This is a genomic window from Pantoea allii, from assembly GCF_002307475.1.
In the GTDB taxonomy this organism is placed as follows: Bacteria; Pseudomonadota; Gammaproteobacteria; order Enterobacterales; family Enterobacteriaceae; genus Pantoea; species Pantoea allii.
Genome location: NZ_NTMH01000003.1, coordinates 421,381 through 434,895, shown reverse-complemented (window position 1 = coordinate 434,895; position 13,515 = coordinate 421,381). Strand labels below are relative to the sequence as shown.

Below are 13,515 nucleotides of genomic sequence, written 5' to 3'. Positions count from 1 at the left end.
GCGCTCACAACTCGGAAAAGGTCCGCTGGCGCTGCTGGAACTGCGGGGGTTCACGCTGCCGGATCAGATATTCAGTGTCGACAGTGCGGTGATGGCGCAGACGGCAGACGTTGAGAGCAGTGACGATGAAGGGAGGGGATAACATGCTCCTGGCTGGCGGGTGCTTTACGGATAATCAGGGCAGAACGCATTCACAAAGAAATCCTTTATCAACTGAGGACGTTACCTGACGCAGGCCGATAAAATGACATGTGGCGGGATAAGCACAAGGGGCGCAGAAGATCACAGCCTGTTTGATAAACCCGTAGCCCGGATAGTGTGAACTGCAGGAACCTCGCTCACTATCACAACATCGCCGGTGGCATCGACAACGACACCCTTCACACCAGGAGAATCGCAGTAACCCGCTACACATGTAAAACTGACTCTCCGATCTTAAGCGCGCACCACATCAGCGTCTGCAATCTGACACCGCCTCAGGTATAATCCCGCCCATTCCTTATCAGATTCAGAGACGAAGATGGCAAAACTCACCTTACAAGAGCAGCTGTTAAAAGCGGGATTGGTCACCAGTAAGAAAATGGACAAGGTCCAGAGAACGGCCAAAAAATCGCGTGTTCAGGCCCGCGAGGCGCGCGAAGCTGTGGAAGAAAACAAAAAAGCCCAGCTTGAACGCGACAAACAGCTCAATGAACAACACCGGCAGGCCGCGCTTTCAAAAGAATATAAGGCGCAGGTGAAGCAGCTGATCGAAATGAATAAAATCGACATTTCTAAAGGCAATATTGGTTTTAACTTCACCGATAATAATCTGATTAAAAAGATAATGGTCGATAAGCTGACCCAGTCACAGCTTATTAGTGGCCGTCTGGCGATTGCGCGTTTGCAGGCAGACAACAGCGAAGAGAGTCATTACGCCATTATCCCCGCGAGCGTTGCCGATAAAATTGCCCAACGTGATGCGAACAGTATCGTCTTAAACAGTGCGCTGAGTCAGGAAGCGCAGGATGAAGACGATCCTTATGCTGATTTCAAAGTACCCGATGATCTGATGTGGTAATGACTGCAATCAGGCGGGATAACCGCTAAGCCTTGCAGCAAAGTGCTGTGCACTCTCGCCGCAGGGCTCGCGCCGTTTGCCGCTCGGACGGCGGCGGCAGGGCGCATTACCCTGGGCCAGGTTGACCGCGCATTTATCGGTATTGAGCATCGATAACATCGTCCCGGCATCCTCAGGCGAGCCGGGATACATAATCAAGCCTGATCCGATCGCTTTCGGGATCGAAACGCCGCGACTTTCATGCGATTGCCACAGGTCGCCATGCTGCACCAGCGGCGGCGGTGCGATTTACTAAGGTCATGGAAAAGCAGGATACAGTCATGTGCTTCACACTGACGCACGTACATAAAGCTGTCACTGACAACAAGCTCGACCAGTGCGTTGACCACGGGCCAAAGCAGGGTGGCTGTGCTTATCTCCTCGTGGCTAATCGCGATCTGGTATCGCTGCGCGTCATCATCCCACGCCAGTCGCTCCGTCGGGCGCCCGTCCTTATAGAGCCTGTTAAGAACAGTCAGGTCCGCAGATAAGCCATTCATCGCAGCATCGACTAATGCACGTGCACTATGGCGCAGCGCCCGCGCTTCATGTAACAGCCCATCAGGTGCCTGTAAAGGCGCACCATCCGGCCAGATCCCTGCCATCTCCAGCCAGAGCATCACGCGTCGATCGTCGCTGAAACCGTCATGTCGCTGCTCGTCCACGCCGTATTCACTATTGATAAAGTCCAGTGCGAGGTTATCCGCCAGGAAAAGGAAGTCGTGGGTGTTGAGATCAGGATTCATAGCTGCCTGTAACTGTTAAAAACATATTTTACAGGTTATCAAATAAGATCGTAACCTTCAAATAACAAATTTAACGGTTACATTATAAGGAAACATCATGGCGGCTTCAAAATCCATTACGACGACAGACAGTTTGCGTACGCACGACGTTAACGATGCACAGCAACTGGATGGCGTAAGATACCGCTACGAGCAGGTCGGCGACGTCAATGTGTTTTATCGCGAAGCGGGCGATCCCAGCAGGCCAACAATACTGTTACTGCATGGCTTCGCGGGGTCATCATTTATGTTCAGAGACCTGATTCCACAACTGGCTGGGCGCTATCACGTGATCGCTCCCGACCTGCCTGCATTCGGGTTTACCGAAGCGCCCACGCGGGACGCGTACGCTTACACCTTCGATCAACTGGCGATCACTATCGAACAGTTAACACAGCAGCTCAGGCTGAATAACTATGCACTGATGGTGCACGACTACGGCGCACCTGTCGGCTGGCGGCTTGCCGTCAGTCATCCGGAGCGGATCACGGCCATTATTTCTCAGAACGGTAACGCCTACGAGGAAGGGCTGGGAGAGGGCTGGAAACCGATTCAGCGTTACTGGCAGGAACCGACTCAGGAGAACCGCAATGCGCTGCAAGACTTCCCAACACCCGCCTCCATTAAATGGCAATATCTTGAGGGCGTGCCGGATAAAAGTCGTGTCTCACCCGATGGTTACACGCTTGAAGGGCTGCAAATTCTGCGGCCGGGTAACGCGGACATTCAACTCGATCTGCTGCTGGATTACGCGTCAAATGTTGCCATGTATCCGGTGTTCCAGAACTACTTCCGCCAGTATCAGCCGCCATTGTTAGCGGTGTGGGGAAAGAACGATCCCTTCTTCCTGCCTGCTGGCGCGCGTGCGTGGAAACGGGATCTGCCTGCGGCGGACATTCGTTTCTTTGATACCGGACACTTCGCGCTCGAAACGCACGGCCAGGTGATTGCGAGCGTGATCGCAGACTTCCTGGACAACTTACGGCTGAAATAAACCGATATCCGGTGCGATGTGAAGAGCCGGTGCCGCGCAGTGCATGGCGGCCGGGCCAGCGGTGTGATTAACGTGCGTTAAAACGGGCTGGGGCAGCGGGCGTGAAACGGCGTGCCATTGACGGGATGGACAAAGTGCAGTTCACTGGCATGAAGCATGAGCCGCGGCGTCTGCTGCGTACCCGGCAGATCAAGACCGCCATAGAGATCACAGCCCAGAATCGGATGACCCAACAGCTGGCAGTGAATACGTAGCTGATGCGTGCGTCCGGTTTCCGGGGTCAGCGTCACCCGGGTCAGGGGAAGGGCCGTGGCGTCATCCCGTTTCTGATATAAACGTTCAGTAACCTGGTAACCAGACCGGGCTGGTTTGCCATGGCGCGGGCAAATCGACATCCGTGGAAAGCGGGCCGCATCTTTGGCAATTGGGGCATCAATCACACCTTGCTCATCCGTTACATGACCGCACAGCAGCGCGCTGTATTGCTTGGTGACGGCGCGCGCGCTGAATTGCTGGCAAAGCGCGGCGTTAATGGTTTTATTTCGCGCCACGACCATCAGCCCCGAGGTACCAAAATCCAGCCGGTGAACCAGTGTGCAGCCAGGAAACAGTTGCACCAGGCGATGATGTACCGAGTCCAGGTTTTGAGGGTTTTTACCCGACAGGCTCAGTAGCCCACTGGGCTTGTCGATCAGCACCAGATGGTCATCCTCATAGAGAATGCTTATCGCCTCGTGGCACGGCGGAGCAATAAAAGTATCAACGATCGTAGACATCAGTAAGCCTGAGGAGTGAGCAGGGAGGGATGATAGCGAATTATTAACGGTCAGGCGAATGGGGCCGGTTACAGAACCCGACAGCCACAGGCTTATATCAATGCGATTAATGAGGCCCTTGCTGACAAGACGGCAGCGTTGCAGGCAGAAAATCAGCCTGCTGGCGCAGACTCACACACGATGCTGGCGAGAATGCGACGAGTAAGGGCTGTTGTGGGTGGCAACGGGAGGATTAATCTTTAGCTGCGAGCCATAATGTCCGGCCATTGCACTGCTGATCCTCGACAACATGATGCACAATATGGAAATCGTACTGCTGCAGGAGTGACGCGTATTCAAGCGGCGACAGGCTGGAATGATAAAGCGGCTCACCCTGAAATTCACCTATGGCTTCGCCGTCCGCCGGGCCAGCGTTAAACATCAGTGCGGTGCCCTTACTGGCATGCGCAGAAAAAATGGCAAACATCTGCCGCTGATCGGCACGGGTAAGATGAAAAAAACTGTCCCAGGCAAGAATACCATCGAAACGATGTCCCAACTGCAGCTCCCGCATATCCGCCACTTGCCAGGTGTGTTCAGGAAAGGTTTCTTTGCAGCGGGCAATCATTGAAGGCGAGCTGTCAATGCCTGTCACACGGAACCCACGGCTCAGCAGATACCCGGCAATCGGCGTTCCATTGCCACATCCCAGATCCAGAATATGTCCGTTGGGACGAACATGATGTAGGAATCTGTCCAGCCAGGGTTTTTCTGACAGGTTGGTGGCGCGCAGTTTTGCAAATGCGGCAGCGTTTCTTTCATACAATGATATTACTGACCTGAACGCCTCATTATCCATCATCTCTCCGTAACCTCAGAGTTATCATCATTATCACTATCGTGATCAGGTTCGCGGCGTAAGTCCGGCTGTGTCGAATAACACGATCCGTTCCCTTACACCGCGAATGATTTACGCCCCTGTTTAAAAATTATAATCCAGCATCAACGTGTAACGGGTAGTGATCGCATCGCCTTGAGTGACCCAACTGCCACTCTGATTTTTCAATGCCCCCGTGACTTCGCCAGAAACAGTAAAGCGCGTAGTCAGCGGATAATTCATCGACACTTTCAGGAACCGACTGCGGGTGTTCTGGAATATTTCACCATCCTCAGGTTGGGCATTATTTTTCTTATAATGTCCATATCCCCCGCTGAGGGTTGTAGAGAGTTTTCCCCAGTTATGCCAGACGCCTACGGATGTGGTCCAGCTTTTTTCGTCTATATCGCCCCATTGTTCTCTGTCTAAAATTCCCGAGGCGAATTGCTGGCGAAACCAGATGCCCGTTGTGTTGTTGATGATATATTGCACACCCGGCTCAATCTGGAATGAACGTACATCACGATCATTTTGTGAACCGCCACTGCGGCGGTGATCGATTTGCTGATAAAGATAATTAAAAAATGAGAGGCGGTCTGTTAAACGTAAATCGGTAAAGAATTTGACGCGCCCCTGCCAGCGGTCCTCTACAGACGAACTTCCACCCATCACATCCCAGCCGTAGCGCAGACGTTTGTAGAAATATTCGTGGCCGACAATAAGTTGAGTCCACTGATTCTGGCTGAGGTAAGTCTGGTCTTCCCAGGTACCGTTATAATTGGTGGTTCGCCCTTCAGAAAAGGCCAGATACCAGCCGGGTAATGCATCATGACGCATTACGCCCTGCACAAAGGTGAGTGAGTCATTGCCGTTATGAAAATGGCTGTTACGCCAGTTGTTATCCTCAATCGCATATTTCATTTTTAACTGGCCATGAACGCGACCGCCGGCTGGGTTTGATGAGCGGGCAGAGGTCCACATAATATCCTCATCCAGATAGGACCACGGATCGACCGCAATAACGGTGCCTGATAAATCCTTCATGACGCTCATGCTCGCATGGGTCAGGGTTGGACACAGCAGGGCAAAAATAATACTCAGGGCATGATGTTTTTTCATAATACGATCCCATTAAATCATTTTTTTTATTTTCAACGTCGCGTGAAAATGATCGTTTTGAGGCAGGCTGATGCTCCAGGGTTTACCCTCCATGGAATACATCCGGGTACTGAATGCCGCCTTATTGTTGATGTAAAAAACAGCAATTGAGTTTTGTATCAGGACGCGCAACTCAATTTTTTCATCAAGCGGAACATCTACCCAGGATTCCGCATTGTCTTGATGAATTGAGGTCAGCGGAGAGTTAAAAAAATAAACTTTCCCTTTGCTCTTATTGAACACCACGTTCAGCCCGGCCTTACTGATGCTGTCGTCAGTAAGGCCAAAGCTCATAACCATGCCGGCAGAGGGAATATCCACGGTGGCAGTCAGCACCGCGCGTTTAGGCAGGGGCGGATACACAGAGGACTGTAGCGATGCGAACTGTGTGGTCGTTTTTAGCGTTTTACTTTCTGTCAGCGTGGTAACCGGACCTGGATTCGCGTCGATGGCGGTCTGCAATTCCTGCGGAATAACACTCTTGAGCTGGCCCTGAGGCTCCGCGATTAACTCGTGAACAACCAGATTCCCTGCCCAGTCAATATTGCCGCTGTCACGGTTTCCTGCTTTGGTGGGTATCCAACCGAAAACGAATAAGCGATCGTTTTTGCGTACCAGTTTTCCCGCGTAAAAACCTGAACCATCGACCACATAATTATCCGTTTTTCGCCACGGCCCTTCCGGATTATCCGCGACACGGTACTGTGTCAGACGCAGCGGCCACTGATCGCTAAAGCTGAGATACCAACGCCCGTTGAAGAACACCAGTGTCGGACATTCGAGATTGGCGTTCGTGGTGATAGTGTCATTATCGAAAAAGATACCGCTGTCTTCCCAGTTTGTTAAATCGGTTGAACGGTAACGGGCAATAACCCCTCGGCCGTTGCTACGCGTGGTAATTAACATCCAGTATTCTTTTTTTTCTTCAATCCAGACAACGTGAGGATCGCGGAAGTCATTACCGCGATACTTATTGCCCGGCAGAAGGGTGTCATTGGGATGTTTAACCCAGTGAAGACGATCTTTACTGGTGGCGTGCATAATGGACTCCACCGGAAACACGTTTTCATTGTGGGCGGTATACCAGGCATGCCAGGTGTCGCCGACTTTAATGAACGATCCGGTTCCCAACAGCAATTCCGGGTCGTCAACGTTATTGACGTAGGGAATCACTTCAGAGTGGTTCTGATAATCATATAAGTTGGCACTCGACAGCAGATGAATCGCGTGCACGCCTAAGTCACTGCCGCCACGGACATCATTAAGATAAAAAATATCAAATTCGCCATTGTTATACACCGGCATGGGATCGCCAATAAATGAGCCTTCCACTCGCGGAAAAAAGCCATTAATTCGCGTAATGCTTTTATTTTGTAATGTTTCTTTAGAGGGTTGTGAATAAACTGGCGTATTTCCAACGGAAAGCGTCAGCAGTGCGACGAATGTCGCTAACGTTAATTTTTTCATGCTGCACCTGAATATCAGAAGTTATAATTCACGCCAACCACGGTAAAGGGATTCCATGAGTGACCTTTATATGTCCAGAGCCCGTCTTCTTTCGTAAATTCTGCTCTGAATTCACCATAGAGTCTGACTTCACCAAACACCGGATAGCTGAGGGTGCCGCCGATAAATTTATAGCGGCCGTTATAAAAAACTTCGTTGGCGTTACTGGCGTTCTCGGTTTTGTCCTGACCGAAGCCCACATACAGCGAGGTTAAAAGCGGATACCAGTTTCGCCAAAGCCCGGCCGTTACTTTCCATTCCACTTCAACAATGTCACCCCAGTTTTCACGTACCTGACGGTTATAGTAATAATAAGGCCGTAAATACAATCCCATATCCGGATTCACGCGATATTGAATAGCCGGCTCAGTTTCAAAAATATATTGTTCAAGATCGCCATTTCCCGGTTCATTGCCCTGGGGCTGATATTCGCCATAAGCATAACCGGCAAGACTCCATTTATTACTGAGTCGCAGGTCTTGCCAGACTTTAAAACGATTCTTCCAGCGTTTCGTGGCCGTTTCGGAACCGATCATGGCTTCTGTGCCTATATTACCTCGCCAGGTTTCAAAGATATGGCCAACAAAAAACTCATTAATCGTATTGGTGGCATCGTATTTCTGATTGCTAAACTGGCCTTTATAGCTGTCTTCCCGGGCATTCCAGAAACCAAAGTACCAGTTTGGTAACTCATCATGCCTTAAAAAAGCCTGTATGGTTGCGAGCTTAAACTTTCCGCTGTTTTTACTCTTATCACGCCAGCGAACATCATCAATTTCGATCTGTGTGCCAATGTTGCCGTGTAAGCCGCCAGCCTCCATATTGCGGCCGATACTGTTCCAGTGAACCGGCGGATCTTCCTGTCTTAAACGCAGCAGGCTGACATCTGCTGGCATAGCCACCTTACTGCTGAGTTCAGGGTCGGTTATGTTATTTTCGCCTGCAGGGGATAAGGTCGCCGGCACGGGTGATGCGGCATGTTCGGCTGTCCTGTCCACCGTAACCGGCGAGGAGGAAACGTGGCTGACCGGCGGCGCAGGTTCCTTTTTAGCAGGCGCCGTGCGGATAGGGTGATTATCCGTTTCATCATAAAAATAACTTTGATAGTTCCCGGTATAAACATTTGACGGGTCCGGTGTGTTTTCGGCTGCAGCAGGAAAGGCCGCTAATGACAGCATCAATGCCAGTGTTTCTTTTCCCGAAATCCTATTTTTTCTATTCATCACACTAACCCGGTGGAACGGCGTTAATATTTCATCCATTTTTCTGTCTCATTATTTCAGGCGAGAGCAGCCAGTCAGAGACTGACAGAAATAAAAAATCAGCAACTAAGAGGCGTTACGGATCGGGACGGAATTATCTGTCCAGAGACCAGTACCCAGCGTCTTCTAAGGCGGCGACGCCGTTATGGGCAAACAACGTTAAATCGCGCTTGTCAGGCCGAGGGTAAATTCGGCTACTCAGGCAGGCGGTGCCCGCATTGACAAACACTTCCACAGAGGAACGGTCAATGAAAATTTGCAGCGACAGTCGCTTGTCAGCTGGCAGGGAAATGCTGCGTGTGCCCTCAAGCAAAAATTCCGGGTAACGACGCTCTACAATTAGCCGTTGGGCCTGATTGTCGACGTAAATTCGCAGCCCGTCGCCTAACGCAAGACCATATTGCTCCGCCGAGGACGCGTTGAGATCCCATTCCAGCCGCACTTCAACCGCCTCGGCATGTTCCCCGATAGACAGGGTTTGATTGTTCAGCTCGCGCACCGGGACCGCATAATAACCGCCACGCAGGGCGGCGACCTCGGCCGCGGGTTTCATCCGCACACGGTCATCATCGCCCAGGCTTAACTCACGCGGCAGAGAAAGCATCCCGGCCCAACCGTCCTGCTGTTCGGGCATCGGTGATTCCCACATATCCAGCCAGCCGATGACAATGCGGCGACCATCCGGGGTCAGGAAGCTTTGCGGCGCATAAAAATCGTGACCATGGTCCAGCTCAATGAATTGTCCATCATGGGTGAAGGCTTCACCGGGTTGCCATTCGCCGAGCAGATAGCCGCTCTGAAACAGATTGCGATGGTGATAACCTGTCGCTGCGATCCCCTGCGGGGAGAACATCAGGACGCGTCGATTGCCCAGGGAAAAGAAGTCCGGGCACTCCCACATAAAGCCCATTCCGTCTGCCGCCTCGGCAAAAACACCTTCGTCGTGCCATTCACGCAGATCGGCGGAGCGATACAGGCGCACCTGACCTGTGTCCTCGACGCGGGAGCCGACAACCATGTACCAGAACTCACCTTCGCGCCATACCTTGGGATCGCGGAAATGATGCAGGCCTGGCGGGGTATCGATCACGCAACCCTGGCGTTCAAAGTGGATACCGTCGTGACTGGTTGCCAGGCACTGAACCTGATAGAGGTTGTCATCCGTGTCGGCGGGTCCGTGAAATTTATGGCCTGTATAAATCAATGCCAGCGTGTCGCCGTCCACCACGGCAGAGCCTGAGAAGCAGCCGTCTTTGTCTGCCGGGCCTTCCGGTGCCAGCGCAACCGGCAGATGCTCCCAGTGCACCAAATCTTGACTGCGGGCGTGCCCCCAGTGCATCGGTCCCCATTTTGTGGAGTAGGGGTGATGCTGGTAGAACGCGTGATACCAGCCTTCAAACCAGACCAGGCCGTTAGGGTCGTTCATCCAGCCTGCGCGAGCGGCAAGGTGATAACGTGGATACCAGCGTGGATTAATCCCGGATTGCGAGGTTTCAAGTGCCTGTTCAGCCTGTTTTAATAAAGATGTCATTGTGTTTACTCTCAATAAATTACACAGCGTTTTGCTGTAACAAGGATGGCTCAGAGGAGGACTTAGTTGAGCGCAAAAGGAAAATGGAAATAAAGGTCGTGCAGAACACCATGATGCCCATAATCAGATAGGACTGGGCGAAGCCAAACCGCTCATAGCTAAAGCCCGCCAGCGGCGATAACACGGTGCCAATAATTGAGCTGGTACAGGCGAAGCCCACCAGATAGATCGTGGAGGACAGACGCTTATCGAAATTCAGACTGTTATATTTAAAAATGGCGACCAACAGGATAGGGAGTTCAACAGCGTGAAGCAGTTTGGTGATGGAAATCAGCAGCGGACCTACCACCAGGCCTGATGCCACCATGCGCAGCGCCATCACCATACCGGCGAATATCAAACCGTTTTTAGCGCCAATCCGGTTAACCAGCCAGGGCGCACAAAACATGCCTGCTGCCTCCAGAAAGACCTGGACGGAGTTTAAATAGCCAAACATGGCGTTCCCTTCTTTTAACGTCGGAAACTGAGAAGAGAAATAAACCGGGAATTGCTGATCGTACACGCCATAAATACAGGTGCCGACCACGAAAAAGATCAGCGCCCAAAAGTGCGGCAGGGTAAGCAGGCGAAAGGCATCGGCAAGCGAGACTTTTTTAGCCCCGATTTCGAGTTTCTCCATACTTGCCGGGGCCGCCACTTTCAAACGCGCCAGCAGGCAGAAGAAAACCAGTCCGGAGCATGATGCCACCAGGAAATTAAGATTGGGGTTGATATTAAACAGCAGCCCGGCAAAAAACGTGGCGATAGCCCAACCGAGGGAGCCCCACATCCTGGCCCGGCCAAACTCGAAGCTGCTCTGACGGGCAACGCGTTCGGTATAGGATTCCAGCACACCGATACCGCCGTTAAAGGTCAGGCCAATAAACACACCACCGAACAGGCTACCCAACAGAATATTCACACTCAGCAAATAGCTAAACAGCAGGTAAGCAGGGCCAGAGAGAATCAGCAGGGCGGTAATAAACCACAGCAGATGTTTGCGCAGACCCAGTCGGTCCTGAATAAAACCATAACAAACCTGGGCAAAGAGGGCCGATACGGATAAGACCGAATAGATGATGCCGGTTTGCGACGCCTTAAGGCCGACTTCCTGGTGAAGCCAAATGGAGAGAAGTGAACTGGAAGAGGACCAGGTCATAAAGAAAAAGAACAGCAGTGCGCTGAGTAGCAAATAGCTGCGGGAAGGCCGTTTTTTCATCTACATAATCTCATAAGAAGGATATGCCAGAATGGTAACGTTAACATTTGTGGTGTACACTGCGTTTGAGTGCAATAGTCGATGTTAATCACAAAAGTTAACGTTAACATCGATGTGTTGAGACCTCGATCAACTTTTTGATTCGGGTTTGCATATTTCTGAGATTTACGCTGTGGTAAGGGCATGGGTAGTGGCACAGCATCCGTTAATAGCGGGATGCATGAAAACCAGGCCGGAATCGTGGGCAGGCTTAATGGAGAGGTATGGCGTCTTTAAAAGATGTGGCCAGACTGGCTAATGTATCGTTAATGACGGTATCGCGGGTGCTGAATGACCCTGACCGTGTGAAGGCAGAAACCCTTGCCAGGGTGCAGGCGGCAATATTACAGCTTAACTATGTGCCGGATCTTTCTGCCAGGCAGGTTCGGCGTGTCGGTGCCAAAAACAAAACGATTGGTGTGCTTGCGCTGGATACGGTCACCACGCCTTTTTCTGTCGAGATCACGCTGTCCATTGAGGAAACCGCGCGCGCGTATGGCTGGAACAGCTTCGTGGTGAACATGTTTTCAGATGATAACCCCGATGATATTGTCGATCTGCTTCTTGCGCACCGGCCTGGCGGCATCATCTTTACGACCATGGGACTGCGCGAAGTCAGCGTGCCACCCAAGCTACTGACGCATCCCTGCGTGCTGGCGAATTGTGAGAATAAAGGGGAGCCGGTGGCCAGCTATATCCCTGACGACGAACAAGGCCAGTATCACGCAGTGCAGTCACTGCTCGCGGCAGGATACCGCCGACCGCTCTGTCTGCATTTACCGATCAACCATCTGGCGACGCGCCGCCGCCGTAAGGGGTTGGATCAGGCCTGTCGTGAAGCCAATATTAACCCCGATAATCTTGATCATTGTTATATGCAATATGGTGACGAGCACTACCGTGATATTCCGGACATGCTGATGGCACATATTCATCAGGGTCAGCCGCAGTTCGATGCCGTGATATGTGGCAATGACCGCATTGCGTTTATGGTTTATCAGACGTTGCTGGGGCAGGGAATACGTATCCCACAGGATATTGCGGTGCTGGGTTACGATAATCTTGTTGGCATCGGTAATCTGTTTTTGCCGCCTTTGTCGACGGTGCAGTTGCCGCATTACGAAATTGGTCGCCTGAGTACGTTGCATATTATTAACGGGTATAGCCACCGCAATAGCGTGCTGGTCGACAGTCCGTTGCTGTCACGTCAGTCATTTTAAAAATGCCTTGTCAGCCAGGATAAGCCCGAACAACGACGGGCAGGGCTGATGTCGCGCTGCCCGAAAGAAGGCCGGTGTTATTTAAAGGCCTGGGAAGATTTATCCCAGTATTTTAAAAATGCCCGCCTCATTCGTCCGGTACTGCCAAAACCGCAGAGCCTGGCGACTTTTTCAACATTGCCCACCCCGTTTTCCAGCATCCCTTTTGCAGCATCTACCCGAATCCGCTCGACCACTCTCGCCACCGTTTCACCGGTTTCAGCGGTGAATTTGCGGCTGAACTGCCTGGGGCTGAGGCAGGCTATCTCGGCCAGGCGAGTCACAGACAGGTCTGCATCCAGGTGCGTATGAATATAATTCAGCACGCTGCGAATGTTGGATGACTCAGGCTCAGACAGTAACAGTGGCGAAAATTGTGTCTGACCGCCCGCCCGGCGCTGAGCCACAACCAGTTCCTGCGCGACCTTTCGGGAAATATCCCCGCCAAGATGGTCTTCGATAATGGCCAGCGCAAGATCGATTCCGCTGATGATGCCTGCCGACGTCCAGACGTTGCCATCACGCACAAACAGGCTATCAATCGACAGCTGGACATCAGGATATTGCTGAGCAAAAGCACGTTTTTGCTTCCAGTGCGTCGTGGCATTTTTGCACGCCAGCAGCCCCAGCGAGGCCAGGACGAACGCGCCGGTGCAGATGCTGCCAAATTGTTTGCTGTTCAGGCAGGCCGTCTTGATCGCTTCGCCCTCGGGCGTCGATCCTTTAATCCTTCGGGCACCTTTTCCGCCGACAACCAGCAGTAAATCGTAGGCTTGTTGAGGATCGAGGCGCTCAGATTCAAGCGCAAATCCCGCGGTACATTTTATCATTCCGCCCTGAAAAGAGCAGACCTTGAGCGTGTAGGGGAAAGGGTGCTCAGTAAAGGACACCATCTGAAAAGCGGCCAGTGGGCCACTCAGATCGAGCAGTTGAAAATCGTCAAAAATGTAAAAGCAGATTTTCATGATGTCCTAAATTGAACGATTAATGTC

General features: G+C 51.8%; 13 protein-coding genes. 3 read left to right on the top strand and 10 right to left on the bottom strand.

The window, feature by feature from the left end; translation table 11 throughout:
- Positions 1–520: 520 nt before the first annotated feature.
- Positions 521–1,060, top strand: a complete 540-nt coding sequence (locus CMR03_RS02855) for a DUF2058 domain-containing protein (RefSeq protein WP_063879494.1) — start codon at positions 521–523, stop codon at positions 1,058–1,060.
- A gap of 9 nt (positions 1,061–1,069) precedes the next feature.
- Here the strand turns inward: CMR03_RS02855 and CMR03_RS02850 are convergent, their stop codons facing one another.
- On the bottom strand, positions 1,070–1,252 hold the full coding sequence (locus CMR03_RS02850; protein WP_063879495.1) for a hypothetical protein: 183 nt from the start codon (positions 1,250–1,252) through the stop codon (positions 1,070–1,072).
- A 2-nt stretch (positions 1,253–1,254) separates the two neighbouring features.
- Positions 1,255–1,845: a CGNR zinc finger domain-containing protein gene (locus CMR03_RS02845; RefSeq protein ID WP_096010704.1), complete on the bottom strand. Its 591-nt coding sequence runs from the start codon at positions 1,843–1,845 to the stop codon at positions 1,255–1,257.
- 97 nt (positions 1,846–1,942) lie between these two features.
- Between CMR03_RS02845 and CMR03_RS02840 the strand changes: the two genes are divergently transcribed.
- Positions 1,943–2,878, top strand: a complete 936-nt coding sequence (locus tag CMR03_RS02840; protein WP_096010703.1) for an alpha/beta fold hydrolase — start codon at positions 1,943–1,945, stop codon at positions 2,876–2,878.
- Positions 2,879–2,955: 77 nt separating this feature from the next.
- Here CMR03_RS02840 and CMR03_RS02835 read toward each other — a convergent pair whose 3' ends face one another.
- From CMR03_RS02835 to CMR03_RS02805, 7 genes are all read right to left on the bottom strand, one after another.
- Positions 2,956–3,654, bottom strand: coding sequence for an RluA family pseudouridine synthase (locus CMR03_RS02835; protein ID WP_096010702.1), 699 nt, complete (start codon positions 3,652–3,654; stop codon positions 2,956–2,958).
- A 232-nt stretch (positions 3,655–3,886) separates the two neighbouring features.
- Positions 3,887–4,492 (bottom strand): class I SAM-dependent DNA methyltransferase, encoded by a 606-nt coding sequence (locus tag CMR03_RS02830; protein ID WP_063879499.1) that lies wholly within the window; start codon positions 4,490–4,492, stop codon positions 3,887–3,889.
- A 123-nt stretch (positions 4,493–4,615) separates the two neighbouring features.
- On the bottom strand, positions 4,616–5,629 hold the full coding sequence (locus CMR03_RS02825; RefSeq protein ID WP_096010700.1) for an OmpG porin family protein: 1,014 nt from the start codon (positions 5,627–5,629) through the stop codon (positions 4,616–4,618).
- A gap of 12 nt (positions 5,630–5,641) precedes the next feature.
- The gene (locus tag CMR03_RS02820; protein WP_096010699.1) at positions 5,642–7,135 is read right to left on the bottom strand and encodes a glycoside hydrolase family 32 protein; all 1,494 of its coding nucleotides are present in this window, start codon (positions 7,133–7,135) and stop codon (positions 5,642–5,644) included.
- Between the two features lie 14 nt (positions 7,136–7,149).
- Positions 7,150–8,436 carry an OmpG porin family protein gene (locus tag CMR03_RS02815; protein ID WP_096010698.1) on the bottom strand — a complete coding sequence of 429 codons (1,287 nt, stop codon included), beginning with the start codon at positions 8,434–8,436 and terminating at the stop codon, positions 7,150–7,152.
- A 94-nt stretch (positions 8,437–8,530) separates the two neighbouring features.
- Positions 8,531–9,967: a glycoside hydrolase family 32 protein gene (locus CMR03_RS02810; RefSeq protein ID WP_096010697.1), complete on the bottom strand. Its 1,437-nt coding sequence runs from the start codon at positions 9,965–9,967 to the stop codon at positions 8,531–8,533.
- Between the two features lie 19 nt (positions 9,968–9,986).
- Positions 9,987–11,225, bottom strand: a complete 1,239-nt coding sequence (locus CMR03_RS02805) for an MFS transporter (protein ID WP_063879504.1) — start codon at positions 11,223–11,225, stop codon at positions 9,987–9,989.
- Positions 11,226–11,488: 263 nt separating this feature from the next.
- On the opposite strand from CMR03_RS02805, the gene CMR03_RS02800 reads away from it, so the two are divergent.
- The gene (locus CMR03_RS02800; RefSeq protein WP_096010696.1) at positions 11,489–12,484 is read left to right on the top strand and encodes a LacI family DNA-binding transcriptional regulator; all 996 of its coding nucleotides are present in this window, start codon (positions 11,489–11,491) and stop codon (positions 12,482–12,484) included.
- A 77-nt stretch (positions 12,485–12,561) separates the two neighbouring features.
- On the opposite strand, the gene CMR03_RS02795 is transcribed toward CMR03_RS02800, so the two are convergent.
- Positions 12,562–13,488, bottom strand: a complete 927-nt coding sequence (locus CMR03_RS02795; RefSeq protein WP_096010695.1) for a GlxA family transcriptional regulator — start codon at positions 13,486–13,488, stop codon at positions 12,562–12,564.
- Positions 13,489–13,515 lie beyond the last annotated feature (27 nt).

Bases quoted from the DNA above. Each gene is read 5' to 3' on its own strand.
- CMR03_RS02825 (WP_096010700.1), bottom strand. From the start codon at position 5,629: ATGAAAAAACATCATGCCCTGAGTATTATTTTTGCCCTGCTGTGTCCA.
- CMR03_RS02810 (WP_096010697.1), bottom strand. From the start codon at position 9,967: ATGACATCTTTATTAAAACAGGCTGAACAGGCACTTGAAACCTCGCAA.
- CMR03_RS02820 (WP_096010699.1), bottom strand. From the start codon at position 7,135: ATGAAAAAATTAACGTTAGCGACATTCGTCGCACTGCTGACGCTTTCC.
- CMR03_RS02800 (WP_096010696.1), top strand. From the start codon at position 11,489: ATGGCGTCTTTAAAAGATGTGGCCAGACTGGCTAATGTATCGTTAATG.
- CMR03_RS02840 (WP_096010703.1), top strand. From the start codon at position 1,943: ATGGCGGCTTCAAAATCCATTACGACGACAGACAGTTTGCGTACGCAC.
- CMR03_RS02845 (WP_096010704.1), bottom strand. From the start codon at position 1,845: ATGAATCCTGATCTCAACACCCACGACTTCCTTTTCCTGGCGGATAAC.
- CMR03_RS02830 (WP_063879499.1), bottom strand. From the start codon at position 4,492: ATGGATAATGAGGCGTTCAGGTCAGTAATATCATTGTATGAAAGAAAC.
- CMR03_RS02850 (WP_063879495.1), bottom strand. From the start codon at position 1,252: ATGTATCCCGGCTCGCCTGAGGATGCCGGGACGATGTTATCGATGCTC.
- CMR03_RS02805 (WP_063879504.1), bottom strand. From the start codon at position 11,225: ATGAAAAAACGGCCTTCCCGCAGCTATTTGCTACTCAGCGCACTGCTG.
- CMR03_RS02795 (WP_096010695.1), bottom strand. From the start codon at position 13,488: ATGAAAATCTGCTTTTACATTTTTGACGATTTTCAACTGCTCGATCTG.
- CMR03_RS02835 (WP_096010702.1), bottom strand. From the start codon at position 3,654: ATGTCTACGATCGTTGATACTTTTATTGCTCCGCCGTGCCACGAGGCG.
- CMR03_RS02855 (WP_063879494.1), top strand. From the start codon at position 521: ATGGCAAAACTCACCTTACAAGAGCAGCTGTTAAAAGCGGGATTGGTC.
- CMR03_RS02815 (WP_096010698.1), bottom strand. From the start codon at position 8,436: ATGGATGAAATATTAACGCCGTTCCACCGGGTTAGTGTGATGAATAGA.